Source organism: uncultured Roseobacter sp. (assembly GCF_947501835.1).
Classification (GTDB): domain Bacteria; phylum Pseudomonadota; class Alphaproteobacteria; order Rhodobacterales; family Rhodobacteraceae; genus Roseobacter.
This window is the reverse complement of record NZ_CANMXR010000001.1, coordinates 545968-571958: the sequence shown is the minus strand read 5'-3', so window position 1 is coordinate 571958 and position 25991 is coordinate 545968. Positions and strand designations below refer to the sequence as shown.

Genomic DNA, 25991 nt, shown 5'->3' with positions numbered 1-25991 from the left:
GCCACCTCAGTGGCGAGCCAAGGCTGACCCCAGTTGCGCGCTTCGCCGCCTGTCGACCGATTCACGCCAGCAGCTTGGTCAGAACATTCTGGAAGAGTCGTGAAACACTGTTGTCAAAGTTGTTCCAGGGCAGGCTGCCGCAGAAGGTGATCGAACCGGTGGCAAAAACCGTCCCGCCCTGCGGATATTCGGCCCAGATCATATCCGCGTGCAGGGCATCCTGCGCCGGGCCGCCGGTGAGGTTGGTCAGATGGGTCAGTTGTTCTTCGGGCACCAGCATGAAGCCGTTTTCACGCGTCACGGATCGCGCCAGCAGCACCGTGTGTTCAGGTGTGCCCAGACGATGATCCATATGGTCCAGTTCAAAGCCCGCGGCGCCATGCCCCGAAAACCCGAAATCGCCGATGATCTCGCCTTCGATCCCCTCGAATACCCAGTCATACGCCAGATTGGTGCAGACACGTCGGTAGGGATCGCCGAAGAACTCGCCCTGCGCGGCAAAGCCGATGCCCACCAGAGCCTGCGGCGCGCGCCCGTTGCGCCGCCAAAGCCCGCCATAGGTGCCGTCAAACGCGTTATAATACTCCCCGGGTTCAGCCGCCCAGGCGCGAATGCCATCTTCGGCGCGGCGGATTTCCAGAAGGCTGTCGTTTTCGGGATGCACCGCGATACGCCAGTAAAACCCGTTGCCGCCAAGATAGGCCAAATGGCCGCCTGCATCGCGATAGTCGCGCAGCGCATCAAGGGTCTGTGCGGTGTGGTATTCGGGGTGGGTGGTCGTGGTGACTGCCTTGTAGTCACGCAACGCCGCGCCGCCATCCGCATGCAGGGCATGGTCCGTGATCACATCATAGGCAATGCCCTTGGCATGCAGCCAGCTGAGCAGATGACTGTCGGCCTGGAAATGGCGCAGGCCCGAACAGTCGGTATTGCCAAAGGTCACGTAGCCGGGGCGCAGGTTGAAGAGCGGACGGCGATGCGACGCGTGGCAAATGCCGGAGCCATCGCTGTGATTGTTATAGGTCGACAGGCCGTAGTGCGGGTATGCCGCCGGATTGTGGGGGTAGGCGTCCCAGTCGGCGAATTTTTTCTGCCACGAGGGGTCAAAATCCGGGCGCGCGTGGTTGCCGTAGATCGTGTAGGTGAAGGTCGGGATCAGCACGCAGAGATCGGCGGATGGCTTCCCCAACGGCGGGCAGACAAAGAAGGGGATCGCATCCTCATGCCCGTCGCAGCTCAGCCGCATGACATAGGCGCCTGAGGCCATGTCTTCGGGGAGGGTGAAGGTAAAATCGGTGTCCCACCCGAAATCGTAGATATCGTCTTCGTGGAAGTGGATCGCCGCGTAGTGATCGGGCTTGTGGGTCCAGTTCATCTCGGCGCCGTCCCAACCGGCGCTTGTGACGGCGCGCGTCGGGTAGTTCACCAGATCAAGATCGGGTCCGGCGGTTGCTTCTGCCGTCGTGGAGGAGATCTGCTTGCCAAAATCCCAGGCGCAGAGGGGCTGAGCATCAGCCACCAGGGTCGGGGCCTCGATTTTTCCGTTGAAATGCTGCCCTGCGCGACCGTCCTCCCATTTGGCCGCGATCACCGGGGTTCCGGATAAGCTGAGGGAGGCAAGCGCGTCCTCTTGGACCTCAACCGGCGCGGCCTGCGCAGGTCCAAGCGGGGTTTGCCGCAGCGTCCAGGTGCCCTTCTCAAGTCGCGCTTCGATCAGGTGCCATTGGCGCAAGCTCAGCGGACGGCCGGTGGAGATGGTTTGCGCGCCAAATGCCAGTGCCACGGCACCTTCGGTGTCCAGTCGCAAGTCGAGCGTGTCGATATTGAGAATGGTTTGGCGGCGGTCCGACCGCAGCGTCGGCCATATTTTCACCGACAGGCTCAGGTCAGCGCCTTTTGCGGCGGCAACCCCGGACCTGGCGATGCTATAGGAGCCTGCATAAAACGGGCGTTCGACAGATGCGAAGGTCTGAGCGGGGAAGTAGGGCGAGGCATCCTCTTCAACGATCCCCTGGCCCGCCGGGTTCGGATCCGCGCTGATGGAGCGCACGAGCCGTGCCGCGAAGGGCTGGGGCGAGGCCGATGACACCTTGAAGGCGATGCGCTCTCCGGGTCGTGCGGAGAGACGGTCAGCATACCCCAGTAAGGGCGGGTTTTTGTGCCGGGTAGTCATCGCATCGGCCCATAGACCAGATCGGGCAGAAATGTCACCCAGGAGGAGAAGAAGACCAGCAGCAGGATCATCAGAATATAGGGGATCAGCAGGGGCAGAACGCCCACGGATATTTCCTCGATCGTGATCTTGCTGATCCTTGCGGCGACAAAGAGGTTCACCCCGATGGGTGGGGTCAGAAAGCCGATCTCGCAGGTCATGACCGTGAAGATGCCAAAGACCACCGGGTCGATCCCCAGGCTGGTGACCAGCGGGAAGAACACGGCGGTGAAGATGATGATCTGCGGGATGCTTTCCAGCCACATGCCGACAAGGATGTAGAAGGCGCCGATCATCAGCATCACCAGCCAGGGAAATTCGACCAGCCCGCGAAAGAGGCTCAGCACCGCGTCGGGAATGTCGAAGATCGTGACCAACTGGCCGAATGCCTTGGTGGAGCCCAGAATAAAGAGCACGGTGCCAATGACGATGGCGGTGAATTTGAAGGCATGAAAAAGCTTGGCCAGGGTCAGCCCGCGATAGATGAAGAGACCGACAAAGAGCCCGTAGGCCACGGCCACACCTGCCGCCTCGGAGGGGGTGAAAATGCCCGCATAGATGCCGCCCAGAATGATCACCGGCGCAAAGACCGCCCATTTGCCTTCCCAAAAGGCCTCCAGCAACGGCCCCCAGCGGAAGGGTTCGCCGGTGCCACCATAGCCGTTCTTGGCCGAGATGATGAAGACGACAACCATCAGCATCAGGCCCAGAACGATGCCGGGCACGATGCCGGCAAGAAACAGGCGCGGGATGGAGACATCGGTGACCAGCGCAAAGATGATCAGAAGGTTCGAGGGCGGGATCATGCTGCCAAGCGCCCCGGCAGCGGCGGCGATGGCCCCCGCAAAGCGGGATCTGTAGCCCTCTTCCTGCATCGCGGGAATGGTGATCGATCCGATGGCCGCCGTGGTGGCTGGGCCGGAGCCGGAGAGGGCGGCAAAGAACATGCAGGCCACCACCGTGACCAGGCCCAGCCCCCCCTTATAGGCGCCCACGAGTTTCTGCGCGATATTGACCAGCTTCTCCGACATGCCGCCCTGTTCCATCAACTGCCCGGCCAGCACGAAAAGGGGGATGGTGACCAGCGGGAAGGGCTCAAACGCGGTCCAGGCTGCCTGCGCCATCAGGGTCATCGGAATGTCGGCGATATAGAGCCCCGCGACGGTGGCAATCCCCGCGGCAAAGGGGATCGGTACGCCAATGGCCATGGTGACGACAAAGATCACCGCCATTGTGACCGGACCGTTCAGGCCAACGGCGTAGGTGGCGGCGACCCCAAGGATCATCAGGCCAAAGATGATCGACGGGATGATGCCGCGGCGCGCAGGGGACGTGTCTGTCTGGCTCACAGCGGCAGCCCTTTGAAGCGATCGTTTTTCCAGCGCCAGTAGACCTGCAGAATGCGAAACAGCATCAGGCAGAAAAGCATCGGGATGAACATCTGCACCCATCGCTGTTCGATCCCGAGGCCGGGCGTCTGATAGGTCACGTTGAACAGCAGTTGGGTATATGTGGTGGTCTGCACGATCATGAAGATCACAAAAGCGAACCACAAAGCATCCGCTAGCACGATCGAGAAGACCTGCAAGGCGCGGGGCAGGCGGCTGACCAGCAGCGTGATGCGGATATGGGCGCGTTCGCGCACGGCCATCGTCGCGCCCAGATAGACCGCAAAAATCATGCCGTAGACCGCAGTTTCCTCGGCCCAGACGGCGGCAGAGTGAAAGACGAAGCGCATCACCACCTGCATCAGGACCGATCCCACGACACAGGCCAGAAAGATCGTGCACAGAACCTCTTCGAAGTGTCGATCAAGTTTGCCCAGCATGAACCACCCCTTTCGTGTCGGGTGAAAAGCAGGCTGCAATCATCTGATCGCAGCCCGAAGTTTCAGGGAGAAAGGGTGTTATTCGGCCGCCGCCCGGATTTCGCCGACCAGCGTTTTGAAAACGTCGTCTTTTTCGGCGGCATATTTGTCCTGCACACGCTGCCCGGCGGCAATGAAATCGGTACGGTCAAACGCGGCGGTCTTCATCCCGCCCTCACCGGTGAGGAATGCGCGGATCTCATCCACCTGTTTCGTCATCTCCTCTTTCTGGTAGATCCCGGCTTCGCGGGCGGCCCGCATCACGGCCTCGCGCTGGTTGTCATCAAGCTTGTCCATGATCCGCTGACTGGCGAAAAGCGGTGAGAAATAGGTGAAATGCTCCAGCGCGGTAAAATGCGGCATGATCTCGTAGAATTTCTGTGACTTGATGAAAGAGGTGCCGTTGTCCGCCCCCTCCACCGTTCCGGTTTGCAGTGCGGTAGGTGTGTCGGCCCAGGGCAGCGGGATCGGGGCGGCGCCAAATTCGGCAAAGGTATCGATCATCACCTGGTTCTTGGGCACCCGTACCTTGAGGCCCGCCATATCTTCCATCTTGGTGATGGGGTTGCGCGAGTTATAGAAGTCGCGATCTCCGACAAAGCCGAAGGTGAGCAGATGAACGCCCGTTGCGGCCTGCAGCTGCTCGGCAAAGCCCTGTCCCACGTCACCTTCAAGCACGCGGTAGGCATGGTCCTTGTCTTCAAAGATATAGGGCAAGACAAAGGCGTCCATCAGCGGGAAGTGCGGCGAGATGTTGTTGCCGGTGATCACATGCATATCGACGGTGCCCAGCTGCATCGCCTTGAACGCCTCATCCTCACCCATCAGCTGCCCGCAGCAGCGCACTTTGACATCGATGGTGCCATCGGAATAGGTCTCGGCCAGCTCTTCGAATTTATTGGCCAGAACCGCATAGGAACTGCCCTCGGCTGCCGCATATCCAAGATTGATGACGACATCCGCGGCGAGCGTCGCGTGGGCGGACAGGCTCAGGGACAACAGCGATGCCGCAAGGGGCAGTGATCTGAAATTTGGCATTTTTCTCTCCGTGTTGAAATTTTTTTGGTTATTCCCGCAAGATTGCCACAGGTATCATTGCAAGTATAATATCAAATCAGTCAGCTTTGATAACGAAACGGCATCATGAAAATTGGCCTCAGACATATCCGGTATTTTATCGCCGTGGCCGAAGAGCTGCACTTCCGCCGTGCAGCGGACCGGTTGAGCGTGGCGCAGCCCGCATTGAGCCGCGCCATTCAGCATCTGGAGCAGGAGCTGCAGGTGTTGCTGTTTGATCGGTCAAACCGCAGCGTTCGGATCACCGATGCGGGCCAGACTTTTCTGGAGGGGTGCCGCAGCATCATGAACGCGGTGGAGCACACCATCGAAGATGCCCGTCAGGTGCATCGCGGGCAAATAGGCAGTCTGCGCATCGGCTATACGGATATGGCGATTGCTGGCGTGCTGCCAAGGTTGCTGAAATCCTTTCAGGCGCAGCAACCGGGCATCGTTTTGCAGCCCAACCATCACGTGACCGCCACCCAATTGAAAAAACTCGATGAGGGCGAGCTCGACATCGGCTGCGTCACCGGTCCGATAAGTCGGTCCGGATATGAGCAACAGCTCATTCAGTCGGAGCGTCTGGTCTGTGTCGTCTATGAAAATCACCGGCTGGCCCACCGTGGCAGCATCCACCTGGAAGAGCTGGCGCATGAGGATTTTGTGCATGGACCGTCAAAGGATTGGGAACATTTCTATTCCTATCTGATCCCGCTGTGTCGCAGATCGGGGTTTGTTCCGCACATCGTGCAGGAAGCCTATAACTCTGCGGGCATATTGGGCCTTGTCGCCTGTGGGATGGGCGTGACCGTCCTGACAGAAAGTGTGCGTGGCTCACTGACCAATGACCTGGTGCCATTGGAACTGGAGGGGATCACCGAGCAGCTGCAAACTGTCGCACTTTGGCGCACGGATTCGATTGTGGGGTCCAAATCCCTCTTCGTGGATTTCCTGCGGCAGAATGCATTTGGTGGTGCGATGGGGGGCACCCCGGCGACAGGCTGATCATGGCTCGAAAGGGAATGCGGGGCGAAATTAACGCTGAACCGCGGGCTTGAGGCGTGAAACCGTCACGCGCAGACGGGCTTTACAGAAATCTGAAATTTCCGATAAAAATACTTGGGTATTGCCGCGAAATGCGCTACCAGCACCGCACACTGACCAACACATTGGAGACCGCCATGTCGTTTTCGACACCCACGCGCGGCTTCCTTGGTGCTGTTACAGCCAGCGTGATGATGATCGCGCAAGCCAGTGAAGCTCAAGCGGAAGCCTTGACTGTAACTGATATCGCTGGCCGAGAAGTCACCTTTACCGACCTGCCAGAAAAGATCGTTCTGGGCGAAGGGCGGATGATGTATTCCATCGCGCCGCTCGTCGATGGCAATCCTTTTGAAAAAATCGTCGGGTGGAAAGACGATCTGATCCTCTATGACCCGGACGCCTTTCGCAAATTCGAAGCGGCCTTTCCGGAAGACACTGCCCGGCTGATCAATTTCGGCAACCCCTATGCGGGCGATTTCAGCATCGAGGCCGTGCTTGAGGCGGAAACCGATCTGGTGCTGCTGGATGTCGGTAATCTCTTCAAGGCTGAAGAAACCGGGTTGGTGGAAAAGCTGGGTGATGCCGGTGTGCAGGTGGCGTTTGTCGATTTCCGGCGCAACTCGACCGAAAACACGGTGCCGTCCCTGCTGTTGATGGGGCGCATCCTTGGCGAAGAAAAGCGCGCCGCCGAATTCATCGATTTCTACATCGCGCAGATGCGCAGGGTTACCAATGTGGTTGACGCCATCCCCGCCGAGGACCGCCCGCTGGTGGTGGTTGAAAACGCCGCCGGGTGGCAGCAGGATTTCTGTTGCTGGTCCTTCGGGCCCTATAACTACGGCCGTTTTGTCGAGCTTGCCGGTGGGGTGAATTACGCCTCCACACTTGCCAACGCCTATTCGGTCGACATCAGCCTGGAAGGCATTCTGGAGGCGGACCCAGATCATATCATCGGCACCGGCGCCAATTGGGTGGAAGCGCGGCCCGAGGTAACCTCGACCCTGTTGGGCTACGAAGGCGACCCGGCGGTCAATGCGCAAAAGCTGCAGGCCCTTGCCGACCGGGCCGGTTTTGCCGATCTGCGCGCGGTCAAGGAGGGCAATCTGCACTCCATCTACCACCAGTTCTACAATTCGCCTTACCACTTCATCGCGGTGCAACAGATCGCCAAATGGCTGCACCCCGATGACTTCGAAGACCTTGATGTGGAGGCGAATTTCGACGAGCTGCACAAACGGTTTCTGCCGTTTGCGGCTTCAGGACAGTTCTGGACAACCCTGAACTGACACGCTGCGCCCGCGCCGGTATCTCGCCGTGGGCGCACCCCTGATCTGGATCGCGCCATGAAAGACCATGCCATCTCACCCGCCTCGGTATCCGGGCCAAGTGCCGCAATGCTTGTCGCGGCCTACAAAAGGCGGAACCTGCGCCGGGTGGCACTGGTGCTCGGCGCTGGCGTGGTGCTGTGCTGCCTGATTGTGCTGGACGTGATCACCGGCCCCGCAAACCTCAGTTTCGGGCGCACGGTGCAGGTGATCATCGACCCCTCGGTTGCCTCGCCGAAGGAGCAGGTGATCATCTGGCAACTGCGCCTGCCGGTGGCGCTGATGGCCGTGGCCGTCGGCGCGATGCTGGGTGTGGCTGGCGCCGAGATGCAGACAATCCTGAACAACCCGCTGGCGGACCCCTTCACGCTGGGGCTGTCTTCTGCGGCCAGCTTTGGTGCCGCGCTCGCGATCGTGCTGGGCTGGTCGGTGGTGCCGGGGGTCGGTGGGCTCTTCGTGACGATGAACGCCTTTGCGCTGGCCATGCTGACCTCGTGTTTTCTGTTCCTTTTCACCCGTCTGCGGGGGGTCAGCCCGGAGGCGATGATCCTCGTGGGCATCGCGATGCTCTTTACCTTCAACGCGCTGTTGGCCTTTCTGCAATACGGGGCCTCCGAGCTGCAATTGGCGCAGCTGATTTTCTGGCAACTGGGCTCGCTTGCCCGCGCCTCATGGGCAAAGGTTGGCGTCTGTGTCGTCATCCTGCTGATCGTTCTGCCCTATTTTATGTCGCGCTCCTGGGCGCTTACCGCCCTGCGCATGGGCGAGGAAAAAGCCGCCGCACTTGGGGTCAACGTGTCGCTGTTGCGGATGTCGGTGCTGGCCGGTGTCTCGCTGCTTTCTGCCGTTGCGGTTTCATTTGTGGGTGCCGTGGCTTTCGTCGGCCTGGTCGGCCCGCATATCGCACGCATGATCGTGGGGGAGGACCAGCGCGGCTTCCTGCCCCTCTCGGCGCTTTGCGGGGCGCTCATTCTTTCGGGCACCTCCATCGCCTCCAAGGCCATCACCCCCGGCATTGTCTATCCTATCGGCATGATCACCTCGCTGATCGGCATCCCGTTCTTCGTCCTGCTCATTCTGGGCCAACGCAAAAGGCACTGGCAATGAACACGCTTTCCGCTTCTGGCCTCGGGTTCTCCTACGGCGCCCGTCCGGTGCTGCAGAACGCCGACTTCGCGGCGCTGCACCCGGGGCAGTTGACGGCGCTGATCGGGCCAAATGCCGCAGGGAAATCGACCCTGTTTCGTCTGATCGCCGGGCTGGCCAAACCGACCACCGGCCAGATCATCTTGGGTGACACCGACTTGTCCAGTTTGCCCACCCGCGCGCGTCTGAAACGCATCTGTTTCATGCCGCAGTTCTTTGCCGCCAACGCCGCCCTTACGGTCTTTGACGTGGTGATGATGGCCCATAAACAGCTCAAAGGATGGCGGGTGTCGGAGGCGGACATGCAGACCGTGAGCCGCGCCCTGCAGGCTGCAGGCATTGGCCATCTGGCGGAGGCCTACGTCAGCGACCTGTCAGGCGGGCAATCGCAGATGGTCTCGGTCGCGCAGGCGCTGATCCGCAAATCCGAGGTGTATCTCTTTGATGAACCCACCTCCGCCCTTGATTTGCGCCACCAGCTGGAGGTGCTGACCCGGATCAAATCAGCCATGGTCGAGCGCGGTGTCATCGGCATGGTCGCCTTGCATGATCTGAACCTCGCCGCCCGGTTCGCCGATCACCTGATCCTGTTGGGGCAGGGGCGTATTCTGGCGCAGGGCCCGCCGGAAACGGTCCTGCGTTCCACGGCTATTTCGCAAACCTACGGGGTGGAGGTTGAGATCACCACGGGGCCCAGAAAGGATCTGATTGTCCATGCCTACGCGTCGTAACATCATCCTGTCGCTGACCGCCCTGGGGGCCGCACGCGCCGCCTGGGCCTGCCCGGCGCCTGCGGTGGACGAGACCGGCAATCACAGCATCCTCATGCTCAATGCCGCCTGTGGGGACAGCAACACGCCGAACGTGTTTGAACCTGCAATCCTGCGCATCAACCAAGGCGAGAGCGTGACGTTCCTGCCCACGGACGCGGGGCACAACGCCGCCTCCAAACGCGGGATGATCCCCGAGGGGGCGCAGCCGTGGAATGGCGCGATCGATGAGGTGCTGACCGTGGATTTCACCGTGCCCGGCATCTACGGGTATCTCTGCTTGCCGCATTATGAGATGGGCATGGTCGGGCTGATCGTGGTGGGAGGAGACCTGTCCAATCTGGCAGCGGTCAGGAAGGTGCGCCACCCGGGATCCGCCCGCAAGACCTTTCGGGCATTGTTGGATCAATTGGACGTTTAATCTGGATCGTTTGCGCCAGAGAACCTGCGGCCATCGGCCGGTGGATCCCCTTTGATAAAGGGGCCTCGCGTCGAAACACCATGCGCGGTTCTTTCCATGACCGAGCCATTAACCAAAGATTTCTTGTCGTGTGCCACCACCTGAGATAGAATTTCGGACATGAATGTCAGAGCTCAACCGTTGCGGAAACCACTTCCAACCGCCACCCGTCAGGCGAAACCACAGCTCAGCGCGGTGGGGGGGCAGGCGCATGTGCTGCAGGCCATCGCAGACCGCGCGAGCAATGCGCGGCAGTTGGGCGTGTTGCAGCGGATGGCTGATGGGCGCGCCCGGACAAACATCCCCGCTACGCCGGTGATCCAGGCCTATGGGCTGACCGACGAATCGAAAGATCCGGTTTGGCGGGTCAGCGACTCTGACAAATCTGCGGTGCCACAGGATCAGGACGAGGGTGGCAACAAGCTCTATGCAACACCCGACATCATCAAGGACGGGGACAAGAAGCTGCTCGCCGCCTCCTCAGCGATTGGTCTGCACCAATCCGATGATGAAATGACGCTGGCAGGCGAAACCGTTTACGGCGTGGCCCCCTATCTGCGGGATCAGGCCATCGCCGACGTGGATCATGATCGCACGAAAAAGCTCAAGCAGATCAACGCGGGTGATCTTGAGGATGATGAAGGGGTCACAGATGATGAGATCATGGCGCTCTGGACCGACTGCGGCAAGGCGGCACGCACAATCATGGGTGTGCAGGACACCGGCAAAAGCCCAAAGGCCACCACCAACATTGGCGATAGCGCCCCATCCGGCAACCCGGCAGATTATTCAAACGAGCTTTATCCCAAAGCCATCAAGGCGTTTTTCGGAAGCAAGGCGAACAAGAAATTCCTCAAGAAAAATGTGCACTATACGACCAACTTCATTGGCTGGGTCAGCTTTGTGAAGCCGAAGGATCCGAAACATGCCCGCAAGATGTATTCGGCGCTCGGCGAAGAGGGTCGCGAAGCCTTCGACAAACACGTTGGTATCAACCGCTTCGCCAACCCGGAGATTGGCGACGCCTACACGATGGTGACCGAAAAAGACATGCCGGGGTTCAAATCGTCCGGCCGCACGTGGAACTTCCACTGGGCCGGCGTCATCGCCAAGGATGGCGGCGACAATCTGACCCTGGAGGGTTATGCGGTCAGTGCCGCCTCTGAGATCAAGAAGGCCAAAGAAACCATGTCCGGTCAAGCGCTTAAGGACGAAATCGCCCGCTTGCGCAAATGGGCGGCGGACTATGTCGACCGGGATTGGCTGTTCCAGATGTATGGGACCAAGCGCAAGGGCGAGACCTTCCACGACGATCATCTCGGCAGTGGCACCCACGGCAACCGTGCCACCACATTCCACGCCACAAAATGAGCCAGGATGCACCTCTGATCGCGCCGTCTGCACTTGCCGAGAATGCCGGGCGTGTCGTTCGTCTGGCCGGCACCTATCGGGCTGAGTTTGACCCGGTGCATAAGATGCCCGTGCTGGACGCGGATGGCCGTTCTGCCCCAGCAGCCTGCGTTGTGTTGCTCGCCCTTGATGATGGCACTTTTGTCGATCTTGCCAATCGGCCGGCGGAGGAAGGCCATCGCCTGGATGGGCAACGGGTGATTGCAACCGGTGAGCTTTCGGCGCCCTTGTTGGGTGGGGACGAACTGCTGGATGAGGCGGTGGCGGCAGAAGAGCCGCTCTATTCGCTTATTCATCTCACAATCATCGAAAAGGCTGACAGCTAGCGGCGGACCGACCGCACAAACGTTATTTTGAGCGCTCAGATGTCGCCCGATGACGCCGTATGAGACAGCGCGGTAACGACATCAGTGGCGAAAACCCCATCCAGGATCACGTCGACCAGATCAGCTTCAAGTTTCTAGGATATTTTTCCAGCGGGGACGCAGTTTATCGGGAGGTCGACGGTTCATTGTCGATCTTTCAAGCCTGCGCTTTGGCGCTTAACATCTGCGTTGCAGAGCCTCCTCGCTTGCCGGAGGGCGATTTTCCAAGGTAGTTGATCAAAGCCTTCAGATCGCGGAAATCGACCGGTTTGCGCATGACCCATGAGGTGTTTTGATACATTTGAAACAGCTCGCCATTCGCAAATTTTGTACTGCCAGTGACATAGACAACCTCGGCATCCGGTGCCGCGTATCCGGCAAGTTCTGCGATCTGCAGGGAGCTGTCGTTTCCGATCATCAAATCCAGCAGAAGAATGTCCAGTTTGCAGCTGCTAACGATATCTGCTGCGGTCTCGATGTCTGAGACGGCATGGACGTTGTGATTGTCGCTCTCCAATGCCTGAGCAAAGGCCAAGAGCAAAGGCAGATCGTCCTCCAAAATCAGGATATCCACGACACCCTTCCCCCGTCTCAAATCAATTAATAAAAGGTAAATGGACTTTGTGAAGAAAGAGTTAAAACGCTCAATACCGTGTTCAGAAAGCGCAGCAAAGTTTTGGGGTCTTGGCTGATGTCCAGCCGTTCTCCGCCCAAAAAATGATTGGGATTGATTACGTTGAGGCGCGTGACCAAATCGAACCCATGCGGATCTTACAGCAGCTCAAACTGGCCTGTTACTCAGCGATTTTCATGACGTCGCAGACAGCATATGCGCAAGACATGTCGTCTCTGGCAAACGAGGTTCTGGAAATCAGCGGGGCGCCTGCGGCCAGCATCGGGGTCATGCGGGAGGGCAACATGCGCGTGGCCAGCGCCGGTACGATCTATCGCAATGGGCCCGCCGTGACAGATGAGAGCCTCTGGCACATTGGGTCCAATACCAAATCGATGACCGCAACGCTGATTGCCCGATTGGCCGAACGTGGCGTGATCCGTTGGGAGGATACAATTGCCGATGTTCTAGGGCCCGTCCTCTCGGATATCGATCAGGGGTATAGGGCGGTCACCTACGCTGATCTTCTGCATCACCGCGCGGGGTTGCGAGCCAACCCGGGGCGTTTGTCCATGATCCGCATGTCAGGAAGTGTAGCGGAGCGTGATGTGCTCGCTGATCGCCTTTCGGCAGCAGATGCTGCCTTGGCCCAGGCCCCCCAGGCTCAGGGATCCTTCCAGTATTCCAATCTAGGCTACATCGTTGCGGGTGCCATGCTGGAACAGCAAACCGGACTGTCATGGGAAACGCTGATCACCCGTCATGTCTTTAGCCCACTTGGGATGGATAGCGCAGGGTTTGGGGCCCCCGGTGTTTCCGCGCCGGAGACGCAGCCGTGGGGTCATCGAAAGTTCCTCTTTGTGCGCCGCGCGATCTCGCCCGGACCCGCCGGGGATAACCCGCCGTTCTTTGGCCCCGCAGGTACCGTTCATCTCTCGATCCCGGACCACCTGACCTACCTGAACGCTCATGCGACGCAAGACACCACATTCCTGACGCCGGAGAGTTGGCGGCGTTTGCATGATCCGCCTGAGGGAGCCGATTATTCCGCCGGGTGGGGCCACCGCCAGGGGGTGCTGGCGCATGCTGGGTCCAACACGATGTGGTATTCCTTTGTTGCTTTCGATCCGCAAACGCGAACCTCTGCGGTCATAAACGTCAACAGCGGCGACCGCGCGCGCGCCGAGGCCGCGATTGCGGCGGTGGTCGCGAAGCTTTTCCAGCAGTAGGGATTCACGCCTTTAGCCCATCCTGAGCGCGTGGCTGAATATACCAAAGGATAGCCTGCCTAAACGGATTGTCGTCTTCCTGTGCCTTTGCAGGTCTGCTCGGAACGAGCGGTCTGCCGTAGTCATTCCTCAGCACAGCCAGTGCGAGGATGGTTCGATGGTAACGAGTAAGAAGACAGTTCAAGGCACGATGTTTGCTGCCCTTTGTGGTCTGTGTCTGATGGCAGAGACAACTGGCGCGATTGCAGGCGGCAAAGACGCACCGCAGGCATCAGTGGTTTTTGACATCGACAAACGTAAAAAGACGAAACGCACCGTCACGCATTGGCTGCGCACCTCGGTTTACGGCAACCTGCGGTTCCAGGGTGAACGTGATATCGCCCGCGACGATGGCGTCTCGGATCGCAAGGATGAATTCGCCAGCTATCTGGGGGTGGTCGGGCGCGCAAACATCGCGCGTGGCGTGACCGGGTTTGTCCATGGCGAGGTAAGCCTGAAGGACAAAAAGACCCACGCCCGCTCCTATGATCGGATCATGCAACCGCAGCTCAAAGAGGCGCTTGTTTCTGTTGCGCTGACAGATCGGGCGCAGGTGAGTGTCGGGCGGCTGCGGTTTTCCGATCCCCATAAATGGGTGGCTGACGCATCGGTGGATGGCCTGCATTTTGCGCATAGATCGCAGGGCAGGGCCCTTGAGTTTGCCGCGGTGTCAGGGACGCGTGACATCACCGCCGATTATCTGATCGCCCATATCTCGGACACAGATCCGGCGCGGCGCATCGGCCTTTTTGCCATCGCAGAACGCGATGGAAACCAGCGACGTTTGCATCTATCCACCTATCGGTTCGCCCAGGTATCGGAGCGATTTTCCTACCAGCTCAATGCGGGTGTGGTGATGGGGGAGGCGGCGCAGGACCGATCATATGGCGTCGGCGTCGATGTCCGCGCGCATCAGGAATTGAGCACAGGCCGCTGGAACCCGCAAATCACCTATGGGTTTGCATTTGGCACATCCGGGTTTCAACAAAGCGGTCTGCACAGCAATAAAACCTATGACGGCGGGCAGACGCAGTTTCACCGGTATGGTTATGTTTTCCAGCCTGAGCTGACCAATATCGCCATTGGCACGTTAGCCTATGGGTTGCGCCCCTCGCGCCGGTTTTCGATGGACCTGGGCTTGCACGCATATCTGCAACCCAGCCGGTCCACGATTGGCCCGGATGCGCGGATCAAGGGGACCACCACGGGAAACGCACGCTTTCTCGGGTCGGAAATCAGCCTCGCAGGGGCATGGCGGCCCGGCAAGAAATCCAAAATGGAATTCGGCGTGGCCCGATTCACGCCGGGATCGGCCTATTCAGATCGTAGCAAGGCCCGCCGCGTCTACGCCCGCATCTCCTATTACTTCTGACGCTTTTTGAAGGAGCCTTCATATGAAACACTCATACCTCACCGCCCTTTTTCTCGCAGCCCAGGTGATATGTGCAACCGCCACGGCGAGTGACACGAGCCTTTACCCTGAAGCCGCCCCGGCGGACGCCAGCTTTGTCCGTTTTGCCGGGTTTGATCCTGACGAGACCGCGGAATTCGCGGGCAAATCCTTTGCGCTCACGCTAGAAGATGACCTGGCCTACCTCCCGGTGTCCTCAGCGCTGCTCAACAGCGTCGCTCCGGGAACCTTCGTCACGATTGTGCGCGGTGCGGATGGCCATCAGCAAACCATCCTCGAGGGGCCGCGTTCTCACGCGGCACGCGTGCATCTCTTTTTGATCAACGCGACCGAGCGGGTGTTGGAGCTTCGTCTTGCGGACGGGTCCACGCCGGTCATCGAAACCGTGGCTGCGGCAACCGCCGGTGCGCGCGATGTCAACCCGGTGGCCATTGCGCTGGGCGTCTTTGAGCTTGGCAACCCGATCCCTTTGGCCACTTTCGATGTCGCGCTGAAGCGGGGGCAGAACCTGAGCTTCATTGCCGATGACACCGGCATCCGGCTGGTCGAAAACCGCTTTGGCGCCGTCGCCAGATAACGCGCCCCGCAGCAGAGGTTTCCGATGATTTTTTCCAGCGCCATATTCGTCTTCGGGTTCTTGCCAGCCTTTCTGACGCTCTATTATCTGGCTCCGATGCGGGCGCGATCTGCTATTATTCTGCTGGGCAGCTACGCGTTTTATGGCTGGTGGCGTCTTGACTATCTGGCGCTGATCTTCGGCATGTCGTTGGTGAGCTATGCCGCGGCCCATCTGGCCCACACTACGCGCTCCGGCGGGGTCAAAACCTGGGCGGTTCGGCTTGGCGTCCTATTCGATCTCGCTGTGCTGGGGTATTTTAAATACACCGTCTTCGCGCTGACGGGTCTGAGCGATCTTTCCGTGGCGCTTGGCGGCGGCGATATCACCGTCCCGGCAATTATTCTGCCCATCGGCATCAGTTTCCACACTTTTCAATCGATCAGCTACATCATCGATGTGGCCCGTAAGGACGCGCCCCCCGCGCGCAATTTGATCGATTTTCTCGCCTTCGGGTCCTTGTTTCCCCAGCTGATTGCAGGGCCGGTTCTGCGCTACAAGGACCTGTCCGCGCAATTTGCCAATCGCACCCATTCGGCTGCAAAATTCCTGCAGGGTGCCGGGCGCTTTTCGCAAGGTCTGGCGATGAAGCTGCTGATTGCCGACAGCGTCGCCCCGCTTGCGGACCGCCTCTTTGCGATCTCCGCCCCTTCGGCGAGCGAGGCCTGGTTGGGCGCTCTTGCCTACGCCATCCAGCTTTTCTTCGACTTCGCGGGTTATTCAGCCATGGCCATTGGATTGGGCCTGATGATCGGATTTCGCTTTGTCGAAAACTTTGACGCACCCTATCGCAGCCAATCGATCACGGAATTCTGGCGGTGCTGGCACATCAGCCTGTCACGTTGGTTGCGGGACTACCTGTATCTGCCGCTGGGCGGCAATCGCAAAGGGCCGCTGCGCACATATTTCAACCTGATGCTGACGATGGTGCTGGGCGGGCTGTGGCATGGTGCCAACTGGACCTTTCTGCTCTGGGGGGCCTGGCACGGGGGGTGGCTGGCAATCGAGCGCGCATTTGGGGCGAAATCGGCGGCGCAGGTCTGGCCCCGCATGATCGGCTGGCCGGTGACGATGAGCGTGGTTTTGATCGGGTGGGTGATGTTTCGGGCCGCGTCTGTTGAAGACGCGTTTCAGATCTACGCCGGAATGGTGGGGGTCCATGGCTGGGCTGTCACCACAGACATTGCCTGGCAGATACAGCCCACAGAACTGGCCGCATTGGCCGTGGGGATGGCGCTTTGCGCACCCGGTCAATGGCTCCAAAGACCAATAGCAAATGCGCCATCTTTGCTGCGCGGGGCGGGGGCGTTCTCACTGATGACCGCATCCTGCCTCGCGCTGATCGCGCAAACCCACTCTCCTTTTCTCTACTTCCAATTCTAAGGAGGATCCTGATGTATTTGAAACGATCGTATTTGCACCATGCGATGGCGTTCGGTTTTGTCGCGGCGCTCGCGGGCATCGGGCTGGCAAGTCATCCAGGAATCAAGAGTGACCATACATCTGCGGATGTTTTCAGGGGCGCGGTGCAATCGCAGTACGAGGCGGCCTTTATCGCAAATAACCCACTTGAGGAGATCGCCGTGTCGATCCTTGGCGCAGTTCGCTATGGCGTTTTTGGTCAGGCGATGCCCGGCGCGATTATCGGGCGTGAGGGATGGCTGTTTACCACCGAAGAGTTGGTCACACCCGAAGATCATACGCAGAACATCGCGTTGGCGGCGGGCGAAGTGGCCGCTGTGCATGCTGAATTGGCCGCGCGTGGCATCACGTTGATCCCGGTGATCTTGCCCGATAAGGCGGAGATCTACTCAGAGGCCTTGGGTGTTGCCCGTCCGGAAAGGGTTAAATCACGGCGCCACCGGTTTTTGCAGGAACTGGCCGCAGAGGATATCGCAGCGCTGGATGCAACCGACACCCTGTTGCGGACCAAGGACGCAGCAGATGCGTTCATGCGCAGCGATACGCATTGGTCGCCTGATGGCAGCCGGGCCGTCGCCCATCTGGTGGCCGAGTGGGTGAGGGACCAAGGTATCCCCCTGGCGCCAGCCACTGTCACGACACGCGCGGAGGGACGCATTGCCTTTGATGGGGACCTGCTGCGCTTTGTTCCGACGGGGGCTTTCCGCCCCCTCATGGGGCCGCCGCAGGAACACATCACCCGCTACACGACAACTGTGGAAACGGGTGGCGGTCTGTTCGGCGCAGCGCAGGTTGATGCTGTCTTGGTTGGGACCAGCTTCAGTGCGCGCGACGATTGGCATTTTGCGGGTTTCCTCAAACAGGCGCTGAGCGCGGATGTGATCAATTTTTCCCTAGAAGGCCGTGGGCCATTCCGACCGATGGATGCCTTTCTGGCGTCCGACTTTCTCAAGAATACATCCCCCCAAACCGTCATTTGGGAAATTCCGGTGCGCTATGTCTCAAAGGAGCTAAGATTATGAAAACGTTGCTTGCCAAGGTGGTTCTCGCCACCAGTATTGTCCTGGCTACGCCAGTGCCGGCGGCACCTTATTGCGCGGGGCTGGAGAACGTTGAGAGCCTGCCAAAGAAATATCAGAAACGCGGCCCGTTCTATTCCGAGGCGGAAACTGGATGGATCATTGGTGCTGACCAGCTCAAGGCCGATTTTGCCGTGTCAGAAGAAGCGACGGAGCTTTGGCGATTGATCGCTGCGGAATTCAAAGCCCGCGGCGCACAGCTGGTGGTTCTCGCCGCGCCCCCACGCCCGCTGTTTGTGCCGGAGGATACTGTCACGGCCATGGGTCTCGGCAGCGGCTTCGACCGGCAGGCCTTGTCACAGGGGTTTTCGGACTACATCGCGGCGCTGAACCAGGCAGGGATTGTCGCCCCGGACCTGTCTGTGCTTGCCGCAAGCGATGTATCTACGTCGATTTATTTCAAACGCGACACCCATTGGACGCCGAGGGGTGCGGCCCTTTCGGCCGCATATCTTCGCTCAGCGATGGCGGGATCAGCAGGGCGTGAAGCCTTGCCGGAGGTTCCGTTCTCCGCGGACTACAGCGAAAAAGGATCATTGAGCGTGGTAGTGGAGCATGTTTGCGGAGAAAGACCGAGGCCCGAAACGGTACCGGCGCCGGTATTCGCAAAGCGCGGCACCGCATCCGACCTTCTGTCGCAAGAGGCCGGGGGGCCGCGCATCGCGCTGGTGGGTACAAGCTTTTCCGACCGCTATCAGCGGGACGCCTATCAGGTCGCGGATGCGCTGGCGCATGTGCTGGACGGAACGGTGGAAAATCACGCGGTGACCGGTGGCGGCCTTGCTGGATCGATGACCGCGTTTATCGGCAGCGGTGCCTTGGATCGGGGACAGTTTCAGACGGTTGTCTGGGAATCCCCCTATACGGCTGTGTTGACCCGGGTTGACGGCCTGCGCCAGATCCTGGGCGCATTGCGGGGCCAATCAGCGACCCACCACACACCCGTCAAAATCGGGCCCGTCGGGGACGCCTGGACCGGGATTTCCCATGCATTCGATGCTGTGGCCTACAGCGGCCTCGAGATCGAAACACCGGGTCGATCAATCGGCACGCTCGTGGTCGAATTGATCGACCACAGTGGCGAGAAAACACGCATCAAGCTGATCAAATCGGAACGCATTGACCCGGCGCAGCGTAGTGATCGCTGGCAAGTGGCGCTGGCTGCCCTGGAGATGACCGATATTGCAAGGATCAAACTCCGTCTTGTTGGGCAGGAGGCGACCCCTGGCACAGAGCTGCGTTTGCTGCACTAGATCGCGGCGATTTCGGTGGCAACTATACCTTCGTATAGCGGTCTATCCCGTTGCTTTGTCGCATTCGTTTCGCGCAGGCCCTAATCAGGAACACAACCGACACCCGCGCAAATCCGACGGAGCCATCATGACCCCTTTCAAAGTGAACCTTGTCGCCGCAACCCTGATCGCCGGTCTGATAATGCCCGCGATGGCGGAGCAATTGCCTGCGCCCACGGGTGAGGTTGTTCTGACCCTCTCCGGTGATCTGATGCATGAAACAGCGGATGGTGTCGTGACGCTGGACATGGCGATGTTGCAGGCGATGGATCAGATCGTGTTCACAACCTCGACGATCTGGATGGAGGGGGAGGTTGAATTCACCGGCGTTTCCCTGCGTGACGTGCTCGACTATGCCGGGGCGCAAGGCGATATGGTGAGCGCGTTGGCGCTGAACGATTATAAGGTCGACATTCCGGTGGGCGAGATTGAAGAGGGCGCGCCCATTGTCGCTTATCTGATGAACGGCGCGGAAATGTCGCCACGCGGCAAAGGGCCGCTTTGGATCGTCTACCCCTATGACGAGGACACCAAGTACCGCACCGAAGTCGTCTATTCACGTTCTATTTGGCAACTTGATCGTATACATTCGGGCGACTAGCGCAGTGCTGGTCGTGGCATTGGAATGATCCCTGACGTGTTCGAACAGAGCGGTATCCTGAGACGATTAATCCCGCTTGGCGTGATCTTTGCAGGCATCGCGGCGCTGGCGGTGACCTTCCTGTCGATCACACAGCGGATGACCGACCTGCGCGAGGCACCGGGCGACAACCTGACCTGGACCCTGTCGCAGGTTGAGGTCGACGTCTTGCTGCTGACGGATGAGGCGCTACTGGCGATGCAGGCGGGCACACCGGATCTTGCCACGCTGCGGCGACGGTTCGACAATGTCTACAGCCGCGCCACCAGTGTCAGCGAGAGCCCGGTCTTTGGCCCGATGCGCGCAGATGAGACCTTTGCCGCGCAATTGGCAACCTTGCGGACCTGCATCGACAAGCTGGCGGTGTTGATCGACGCCTCAGACGCCGAGTTGGTGGCAAACCTGCCAAGGGTCTGGGAACTCTCCAGCACGATCCGCGAAGACGCGCATGACATAGCGCTGACCGGTATCAAGCTGCGGTCCGTTGCCTCGGACGCAGAGCGTGAAGCCTTCAGTCGGCTGCTCTTTGCGGCGGCGGCCATCAGCCTGGCGCTGATCTTGTTCCTGGGGGTGATGCTGGTCTTTCTGTTGCGGCAATACCGGTCGCATCGCGAAATCTCCGAGGCGGCGGAACGGGCGAATTCGCGGCTGAAATCCAGTTTCGACGTATCGCTGGATGCGATCATCGTTGCGGACGATCAGGGGGTTATCCTCGACTATAGTGGTGCCGCGGAAACCGTCTTTGGTTTCAGCAAAGACGAAGCGATTGGTGCCAAGATGTCGGATTTGATTGTCCCGCATCAGCACCGCGCCGCGCATCTTGCCGGGATGGAGCGTTTCAACAGAACTCGGGAAGCGCATCTGGTGGGCAAGGGGCGCATCGAGATCACCGCCTTGCGCAAGTCGGGCGAGGAGTTTCCGGTGGAGATCTCCATCGGCATGTCGACGGATCATCGTGGTACGATTTTCATCTCCTACCTGCGCGACATCACCGACCGGCGCGCCGCGGAAGAAGACCTGAAGCGTGCCCGCGATGAAGCGCTGCAGGCTGAACAGGCGAAATCCAATTTCCTGGCTGTGATGAGCCACGAAATGCGCACCCCGCTCAATGGTATTTTCGGCACCATTGAGCTTTTGCAGAATACGAAACTTGGAAAAACGCAAAGAGGATACCTCGATATCGCCAAGCAATCGGGCGATATCCTGCTGTACCACGTCAACAACGTGCTCGATGTTGCGCGGATGGATGTTGGCAAGCTGGAGCTGAGCAACGATACCTTTGAACTTACACAGTTTTTCAGGGATATCGTCACGACCAATGAAACCACTGCCTATGCGCAGAGCAACCGGTTGAGCCTCGATCTCGGCGACATGCCGCGGTGTCATGTCGTCGCCGATGAGCAGCGGTTGCGGCAGGTGGCGTATAACCTGGTCAGCAATGCGCTCAAATTCACCCATCACGGGGAGGTCACGCTGAAAGCACGGATCATCGGGCAAGAATGGCTCGAATTTTCCGTGACCGATACCGGTGTCGGCATCCACCCCGAGGATCAGACCCGCGTGTTTGATCGTTTCTTTACTCAGGAAAAATCCTACGACCGCCTGGCGTCGGGCGCAGGGCTGGGCCTGACCATCTGTCGGCAGCTTGTCGATATGATGGCAGGCACGATTGCGCTCGACAGCGCGGTGGACAAGGGCAGCACCTTCACCGTCCGGGTCCCGCTTCGCATTGCGACCGAACCGGTCAAGCCTGCAGCCAAACCGGAGGTGCCGGAGAATACCGACGCGCTCGCTGGCCTGTCTGTCTTGCTGGTGGAGGACAATGAAATCAACCGGCTGATCGTGCGGCAGATGTTGCAGTCTCAGGGCGCCACCGTCACTGAGGCCCACAATGGGCAGGAAGCCGTGGACCGGGTTCATGAACAGCAATATGCGGCCATCCTGATGGACGTCAGCATGCCGGTGATGAACGGCGTGGACGCCACCGAGATTATCCGACAGGCGGACACGCCAAACAAGCAGGCGCCGATCATCGGGCTGACCGCCCATGCGCTTGCGGATGAGCAGGCAAAATTCCTCGCCGCCGGCATGGACATGTGCCTGAACAAACCCGTATCGCAGGCCGGCTTGGTGGGCGCGCTTGTCTCCGTTGTCTCACAGGATGGCTCGCAGGGCTCAAGTGGTCCAAAGACGGCTCCAAGTGACCTGATCGACGCCCATATCTTTGGGGACCTCAAGAGCGTGTTCAAAACGGAGAAACTGCAAAAACTGGTTGAAGATTTCGAAGCGGAAATATCCGGTCTCCTGGCCGCGATCCCGGACCTGATGAACGCCGAAGACCTGTCCGAGCTGGCGGCTCGCACGCATAAATCGATTGGCTCGGCGGGCATGATCGGGACGCTCGGATTTCAGCGCCAATTGCGCGCTCTGGAACAGGCCGCCAAGGTCAATGACGCAGAAGTGGCACAGGCCGCGGCGGCTGAAGTTAAAACCGCCTGGCAGGGTACGCGCCGGGCGTTGCGCGCTGCTGCCCACTGAGCATGCCCTATCCCAAAGCATAGTCTGCCCTAGGCTTTTGACGCGGCAATTGTCCGGCTGCGCTCCCCAACCTCTTTGCAACTCCTGATATCCAACGATGGTGGCAGTCGCCGGACTGTCGATCAGTCGGGAGTATGCCATGAACATTCGCCACGCATGTCCTCTGCCGGATCTGTCATTTCCCGTGACAGCACCGCTGCATTTGCACAAGGCGAATGGCTGCAAGATCGTTGTGCGACGGTGGTCCCTGGCGGGGTTCTGGGTAGAGGATACATCCGGGGATTTGGTTGGTGATGTCGTGTTATCCGTTCCCTTTCAGGGTGTTGAGGTTTCATTTCCTGCCACATTGACCGCTGCGGATACGCCCGGCCAATATCATTTTGTCGACCTCACAGTGCGCCAGCGTGAAACACTCTCGGCCTTTCATCAGGGGGTGCTGTCGGGGCAAATGGTGTCGACTGCCGATATGATCACCAGCCTCGACACACCCGTTGATCTCGTGCCGATGGGCGAGACCGAAGAGGAAGAAGAAATGGGGCGCGCCAAGGCCAGGCCGCGTTTCCTGCGTATCCTGGGCAATAGCGTCGTCTATCTGATGCTGGCCCTGATACTGGTGGCGGGTCTGGGCGGACAGATTTGGCAGCGGTTGTCGCAGATCACTCTGGATCATGCGCGTTTTACAGCCCCGGTAGTCGAATACACCGCCCCTGATGCGGGCTATGTGGCCCGGCTCACCGTCAAGGTGGGGGATGATGTCGCCGCCGGGGATGTCCTGGCGCAGATCGAGGATCCCGACCGGCGCAGCGATGTTGAGGAAGTCCGGACAGAGGTGCTTTTGGCGGAACGGCGTCTTGCCACCGCCGAGGACCGTCTGGCCCGCCACCTTGCGCTGCGGGCTGCGCGTCGGGCCGCTTTGTTCGAGGCGTTTCAGCAGCTTTGGCTGCCGTGGCACCGTCACGATCCGCGCGCCACCCGCTATCCGCCCCGGATCGAGGCGGCGTGGCGGGCCCTCTACGCGTTTGACCGAGGGCGCGATAGCGAAGCTGGCGGGTATTTCGACATGCTGGCAACGCTACAATCCGGCGTCGAAGAACGGCAGTTGGACCTCCGGCGCTGGAAACGTGAGCTGCGCCACCGCAAAGCCGCCGCCGACAAGCTGCTGATCCGAGCACGTTCTGCGGGCACGGTCTTTGCGGTGCATACCCGCAAGACCAGCTACGTGGCGCGCAATGCGCCCATTTTGGAAGTTGAGGACCGCACACCGCGCGTGGCCGTGGCCTGGCTTGATGATAGCATGGCGCGCGACGTCCATATCGGCATGACCGCCGACATCACCTACACTTTTCGGGGCGCGCGCAAACATGCGTCCGGCACGGTTACCGACATTCAGGCAGGCGCCGACCACGTTCGACCTGATCGTTTCGGGATGGTCCTGACGGTAACAGCGGACGATGTTGGGCTGTTGAACAGCCGCAAGTGGTTTCGCCGTAACGCGCCGGCGCATGTAACGCTCAACCGGCGCCCGGTCATCGCATTCTGGTCGCGGGACGGCAATGACACCCCCTGAAACCCTCCACGCAAGGGAAAAACACCTTGATGGCTGGCTCAGGCAATTGTCAGGCCCAGCCCCAAGTGGTTTTGCCAAATGGTCCGGAACAAGGATCGCGCAGTTTGGCGTTTTGCTGGTGGCGTTGACTGCGGCCATGGTCTGCTGGCCCAATAATTTTTTCCACCCTGATGTGCTGCAGGTCACCTTCGTGCTGGGTGTGCTCGGCATTTGGCGGTTCGGATGGTGGTTTACCCACGCGATCCGCGCCGAGGTCTATGCGCGCCTGAAATGGCCGGGCATGCGGCGGCGGGCCGACGCGGTTTGGCAAAATGGCTGGCGGCCGCGTCATCTGCATATCCAGATGACCACCTATTACGAGGAACCGGCCATCACCCGGCGCGTCATCGGATCGATCATCGGGCAAATCCGGCGTGAAGGCATTCCGACGACGCTGTGGATCGGCACGGGCTCATCCTACGACGAGGAGATCATTACCGATTTTGTCCGCACCCATGCCGTCGATCTTGATGCGGATTTGATTTTCCTGCGCCAGAACCAGCCGGGAAAGCGCATGGCCATCGGGATGATCCTGCGCGCGATGAACCGGGCGGGGATCGAACGCGATGATCTGGTGATCTTCATGGATGGCGACGCCGTCTACGGCGCGGATGTGCTCGAAAAAACCTGTTCGATGTTCGGTGCGGACCCGGATTTGCAAGCACTGACCACGAATGAAGAGGTGCTTTGTTACGGGCCGCGCTGGATCCAGAGCTGGCTGTCGATGCGCTTTGCACAGCGGCGCCTTGCGATGCAGAGCCATGCGATGTCCGACAAGGTGCTGACCCTGACCGGTCGGATGAGCGTGTTTCGTGCCAAGCATATCATCGACGAAAAGTTCATTCGTACGGTCGAAGCCGATCATCTGGACCATTGGCTTTGGGGCAGGTTCCGCTTCTTGTCCGGGGACGACAAAAGCACCTGGTACCACCTGCTGAGCAAAGGCGCCAAAATGACCTATGTGCCTGATGCCTGTGTCTATACGATTGAGCGGATCGAAGGCTCAGGCACGGGTCGTATGGTGCAGAATTTCCGGCGCTGGTCCGGCAATATGCTGCGCAACGGGGCGCGGGCGATTGCCCTTGGTCCGCGTCTGGTCAACCCGTTTATCTGGTGGTGTCTTGTCGATCAACGCATCGCGATGTGGACCATGCTGGTCAGCCCAACGCTGGCGCTGCTGACCCTTTTTGTCGATCCGGCCTATCTTGTGCATTGCGTGATCTGGATCGTGTTGAGCCGCACCTTGCTGTGCCTGTTCCTTTTCAGGTACGCACGCATCCCGGATATCAGCTGGCCGTTCATTCTCTATTTCAATCAGATCATCAACGCGGGCGTGAAGGTCTACATGATATTTCACCTCAGCAAACAAAGCTGGGCAAACCGCGGCAATCAGACCGCGGGTCGTGGCACGGCCATGCGCGACAGGATCCAGACTCTGATCGCGAAGTTTCAGATGATCACTACGGTTCTTGCATTTGTCTCCGGGTTGGCGGTGTACGTTGGCCTGCTGGATCTGCCGCGAGTTTTCTGACGCTGGGGGACAGGGTTTGCCATCAGCGTTCATGAGGTGGATGACCCCGTAGATACTATTCGCAATGTCCGCCGGTCCAGCCGTCGCCATGTGCGAAGCTGTGGTCGGTATCCTGTAGCGACATCTAATCTCTCCATCGAGCTGCCCACGCGCGTGCTGCTGGCAGCATTGGTTTCCCGAGCCCAAGACCCATCCGGTTCAGACCCGATGCCGCGCCGTTCAAGCGTCATTTCTTTGAACCCGCGCGAAGGGTCAAGTGAGGCTATGCCAAAGGATAGGGACCCCATACAAATTTTGTCCGACCTATACGGGCGCGG

General features: G+C 59.6%; 22 protein-coding genes. 17 read left to right on the top strand and 5 right to left on the bottom strand.

Features of this window, described 5'->3' with window-relative positions; genetic code table 11:
- Nucleotides 1–61: 61 nt before the first annotated feature.
- The 4 genes from Q1A20_RS02765 to Q1A20_RS02750 all read right to left on the bottom strand — a co-directional run bounded on the left by Q1A20_RS02765 (nucleotide 62) and on the right by Q1A20_RS02750 (nucleotide 5117).
- Complete coding sequence (locus Q1A20_RS02765) at nucleotides 62–2173, bottom strand: N,N-dimethylformamidase beta subunit family domain-containing protein (RefSeq protein ID WP_299915798.1); 2112 nt, start codon at nucleotides 2171–2173, stop codon at nucleotides 62–64.
- Nucleotides 2170–3561: a TRAP transporter large permease gene (locus Q1A20_RS02760; protein ID WP_299915797.1), complete on the bottom strand. Its 1392-nt coding sequence runs from the start codon at nucleotides 3559–3561 to the stop codon at nucleotides 2170–2172. Before Q1A20_RS02760 ends, Q1A20_RS02765 begins: the two co-directional genes overlap by 4 nt.
- On the bottom strand, nucleotides 3558–4040 hold the full coding sequence (locus Q1A20_RS02755) for a TRAP transporter small permease (protein WP_299403822.1): 483 nt from the start codon (nucleotides 4038–4040) through the stop codon (nucleotides 3558–3560). Before Q1A20_RS02755 ends, Q1A20_RS02760 begins: the two co-directional genes overlap by 4 nt.
- A 78-nt stretch (nucleotides 4041–4118) precedes the next feature.
- Nucleotides 4119–5117, bottom strand: coding sequence for a TRAP transporter substrate-binding protein (locus Q1A20_RS02750; protein WP_299915795.1), 999 nt, complete (start codon nucleotides 5115–5117; stop codon nucleotides 4119–4121).
- Between the two features lie 105 nt (nucleotides 5118–5222).
- Here Q1A20_RS02750 and Q1A20_RS02745 point away from each other — a divergent pair, with 105 nt between their 5' ends.
- The 7 genes from Q1A20_RS02745 (at nucleotide 5223) to Q1A20_RS02715 (ending at nucleotide 11619) form a co-directional block, all read left to right on the top strand.
- Complete coding sequence (locus Q1A20_RS02745; RefSeq protein WP_299403828.1) at nucleotides 5223–6143, top strand: LysR family transcriptional regulator; 921 nt, start codon at nucleotides 5223–5225, stop codon at nucleotides 6141–6143.
- 176 nt (nucleotides 6144–6319) lie between these two features.
- Nucleotides 6320–7468: an ABC transporter substrate-binding protein gene (locus Q1A20_RS02740; protein ID WP_298970022.1), complete on the top strand. Its 1149-nt coding sequence runs from the start codon at nucleotides 6320–6322 to the stop codon at nucleotides 7466–7468.
- 57 nt (nucleotides 7469–7525) lie between these two features.
- Nucleotides 7526–8614 carry an iron ABC transporter permease gene (locus Q1A20_RS02735; protein WP_299403834.1) on the top strand — a complete coding sequence of 363 codons (1089 nt, stop codon included), beginning with the start codon at nucleotides 7526–7528 and terminating at the stop codon, nucleotides 8612–8614.
- Entirely contained in the window at nucleotides 8611–9384 is a 774-nt protein-coding gene (locus tag Q1A20_RS02730) for an ABC transporter ATP-binding protein (RefSeq protein ID WP_299915791.1), read from the top strand. The genes Q1A20_RS02735 and Q1A20_RS02730 overlap by 4 nt, the downstream gene beginning before the upstream one ends.
- On the top strand, nucleotides 9368–9844 hold the full coding sequence (locus Q1A20_RS02725; RefSeq protein WP_299915790.1) for a pseudoazurin: 477 nt from the start codon (nucleotides 9368–9370) through the stop codon (nucleotides 9842–9844). Before Q1A20_RS02730 ends, Q1A20_RS02725 begins: the two co-directional genes overlap by 17 nt.
- Nucleotides 9845–10003: 159 nt before the next feature.
- Nucleotides 10004–11254, top strand: a complete 1251-nt coding sequence (locus tag Q1A20_RS02720; RefSeq protein WP_299915787.1) for a hypothetical protein — start codon at nucleotides 10004–10006, stop codon at nucleotides 11252–11254.
- Nucleotides 11251–11619 (top strand): replication factor A protein 3-like protein, encoded by a 369-nt coding sequence (locus Q1A20_RS02715; RefSeq protein WP_299915786.1) that lies wholly within the window; start codon nucleotides 11251–11253, stop codon nucleotides 11617–11619. The genes Q1A20_RS02720 and Q1A20_RS02715 overlap by 4 nt, the downstream gene beginning before the upstream one ends.
- Nucleotides 11620–11815: 196 nt before the next feature.
- Here Q1A20_RS02715 and Q1A20_RS02710 read toward each other — a convergent pair whose 3' ends face one another.
- Complete coding sequence (locus Q1A20_RS02710) at nucleotides 11816–12232, bottom strand: response regulator (protein ID WP_299403847.1); 417 nt, start codon at nucleotides 12230–12232, stop codon at nucleotides 11816–11818.
- A gap of 236 nt (nucleotides 12233–12468) precedes the next feature.
- Between Q1A20_RS02710 and Q1A20_RS02705 the strand changes: the two genes are divergently transcribed.
- From Q1A20_RS02705 to Q1A20_RS02660, 10 genes are all read left to right on the top strand, one after another.
- A complete protein-coding gene (locus tag Q1A20_RS02705) occupies nucleotides 12469–13500 on the top strand; it encodes a serine hydrolase (protein ID WP_299915784.1) in 1032 nt (343 codons plus the stop codon).
- Nucleotides 13501–13657: 157 nt separating this feature from the next.
- Nucleotides 13658–14911, top strand: coding sequence for an alginate export family protein (locus tag Q1A20_RS02700; RefSeq protein ID WP_299915782.1), 1254 nt, complete (start codon nucleotides 13658–13660; stop codon nucleotides 14909–14911).
- A 22-nt stretch (nucleotides 14912–14933) separates the two neighbouring features.
- Nucleotides 14934–15527, top strand: a complete 594-nt coding sequence (locus tag Q1A20_RS02695; protein ID WP_299403854.1) for an alginate O-acetyltransferase AlgF — start codon at nucleotides 14934–14936, stop codon at nucleotides 15525–15527.
- Between the two features lie 24 nt (nucleotides 15528–15551).
- The gene (locus tag Q1A20_RS02690) at nucleotides 15552–16949 is read left to right on the top strand and encodes an MBOAT family protein (RefSeq protein WP_299403857.1); all 1398 of its coding nucleotides are present in this window, start codon (nucleotides 15552–15554) and stop codon (nucleotides 16947–16949) included.
- Between the two features lie 11 nt (nucleotides 16950–16960).
- Complete coding sequence (locus tag Q1A20_RS02685; RefSeq protein WP_299915779.1) at nucleotides 16961–18010, top strand: hypothetical protein; 1050 nt, start codon at nucleotides 16961–16963, stop codon at nucleotides 18008–18010.
- The gene (locus tag Q1A20_RS02680) at nucleotides 18007–19320 is read left to right on the top strand and encodes a hypothetical protein (protein WP_299915777.1); all 1314 of its coding nucleotides are present in this window, start codon (nucleotides 18007–18009) and stop codon (nucleotides 19318–19320) included. The genes Q1A20_RS02685 and Q1A20_RS02680 overlap by 4 nt, the downstream gene beginning before the upstream one ends.
- A gap of 127 nt (nucleotides 19321–19447) precedes the next feature.
- Nucleotides 19448–19960: a molybdopterin-dependent oxidoreductase gene (locus tag Q1A20_RS02675; protein WP_299403865.1), complete on the top strand. Its 513-nt coding sequence runs from the start codon at nucleotides 19448–19450 to the stop codon at nucleotides 19958–19960.
- Between the two features lie 24 nt (nucleotides 19961–19984).
- A complete protein-coding gene (locus Q1A20_RS02670) occupies nucleotides 19985–22537 on the top strand; it encodes a PAS domain-containing hybrid sensor histidine kinase/response regulator (RefSeq protein WP_299915775.1) in 2553 nt (850 codons plus the stop codon).
- Between the two features lie 139 nt (nucleotides 22538–22676).
- Nucleotides 22677–24104: an HlyD family efflux transporter periplasmic adaptor subunit gene (locus Q1A20_RS02665; protein WP_299403869.1), complete on the top strand. Its 1428-nt coding sequence runs from the start codon at nucleotides 22677–22679 to the stop codon at nucleotides 24102–24104.
- A complete protein-coding gene (locus Q1A20_RS02660; RefSeq protein ID WP_299403872.1) occupies nucleotides 24091–25674 on the top strand; it encodes a glycosyltransferase in 1584 nt (527 codons plus the stop codon). Before Q1A20_RS02665 ends, Q1A20_RS02660 begins: the two co-directional genes overlap by 14 nt.
- Nucleotides 25675–25991: the final 317 nt, after the last annotated feature.

Excerpts from the sequence above, each read along its gene's own strand:
- Q1A20_RS02765 (WP_299915798.1), bottom strand. The coding sequence starts at position 2,173 with ATGACTACCCGGCACAAAAACCCGCCCTTACTGGGGTATGCTGACCGT.
- Q1A20_RS02755 (WP_299403822.1), bottom strand. The coding sequence starts at position 4,040 with ATGCTGGGCAAACTTGATCGACACTTCGAAGAGGTTCTGTGCACGATC.
- Q1A20_RS02750 (WP_299915795.1), bottom strand. The coding sequence starts at position 5,117 with ATGCCAAATTTCAGATCACTGCCCCTTGCGGCATCGCTGTTGTCCCTG.
- Q1A20_RS02745 (WP_299403828.1), top strand. The coding sequence starts at position 5,223 with ATGAAAATTGGCCTCAGACATATCCGGTATTTTATCGCCGTGGCCGAA.
- Q1A20_RS02740 (WP_298970022.1), top strand. The coding sequence starts at position 6,320 with ATGTCGTTTTCGACACCCACGCGCGGCTTCCTTGGTGCTGTTACAGCC.
- Q1A20_RS02735 (WP_299403834.1), top strand. The coding sequence starts at position 7,526 with ATGAAAGACCATGCCATCTCACCCGCCTCGGTATCCGGGCCAAGTGCC.
- Q1A20_RS02730 (WP_299915791.1), top strand. The coding sequence starts at position 8,611 with ATGAACACGCTTTCCGCTTCTGGCCTCGGGTTCTCCTACGGCGCCCGT.
- Q1A20_RS02725 (WP_299915790.1), top strand. The coding sequence starts at position 9,368 with ATGCCTACGCGTCGTAACATCATCCTGTCGCTGACCGCCCTGGGGGCC.
- Q1A20_RS02720 (WP_299915787.1), top strand. The coding sequence starts at position 10,004 with ATGAATGTCAGAGCTCAACCGTTGCGGAAACCACTTCCAACCGCCACC.
- Q1A20_RS02715 (WP_299915786.1), top strand. The coding sequence starts at position 11,251 with ATGAGCCAGGATGCACCTCTGATCGCGCCGTCTGCACTTGCCGAGAAT.
- Q1A20_RS02705 (WP_299915784.1), top strand. The coding sequence starts at position 12,469 with ATGACGTCGCAGACAGCATATGCGCAAGACATGTCGTCTCTGGCAAAC.
- Q1A20_RS02700 (WP_299915782.1), top strand. The coding sequence starts at position 13,658 with ATGGTAACGAGTAAGAAGACAGTTCAAGGCACGATGTTTGCTGCCCTT.
- Q1A20_RS02695 (WP_299403854.1), top strand. The coding sequence starts at position 14,934 with ATGAAACACTCATACCTCACCGCCCTTTTTCTCGCAGCCCAGGTGATA.
- Q1A20_RS02690 (WP_299403857.1), top strand. The coding sequence starts at position 15,552 with ATGATTTTTTCCAGCGCCATATTCGTCTTCGGGTTCTTGCCAGCCTTT.
- Q1A20_RS02685 (WP_299915779.1), top strand. The coding sequence starts at position 16,961 with ATGTATTTGAAACGATCGTATTTGCACCATGCGATGGCGTTCGGTTTT.
- Q1A20_RS02680 (WP_299915777.1), top strand. The coding sequence starts at position 18,007 with ATGAAAACGTTGCTTGCCAAGGTGGTTCTCGCCACCAGTATTGTCCTG.
- Q1A20_RS02675 (WP_299403865.1), top strand. The coding sequence starts at position 19,448 with ATGACCCCTTTCAAAGTGAACCTTGTCGCCGCAACCCTGATCGCCGGT.
- Q1A20_RS02670 (WP_299915775.1), top strand. The coding sequence starts at position 19,985 with ATGATCCCTGACGTGTTCGAACAGAGCGGTATCCTGAGACGATTAATC.
- Q1A20_RS02665 (WP_299403869.1), top strand. The coding sequence starts at position 22,677 with ATGAACATTCGCCACGCATGTCCTCTGCCGGATCTGTCATTTCCCGTG.
- Q1A20_RS02660 (WP_299403872.1), top strand. The coding sequence starts at position 24,091 with ATGACACCCCCTGAAACCCTCCACGCAAGGGAAAAACACCTTGATGGC.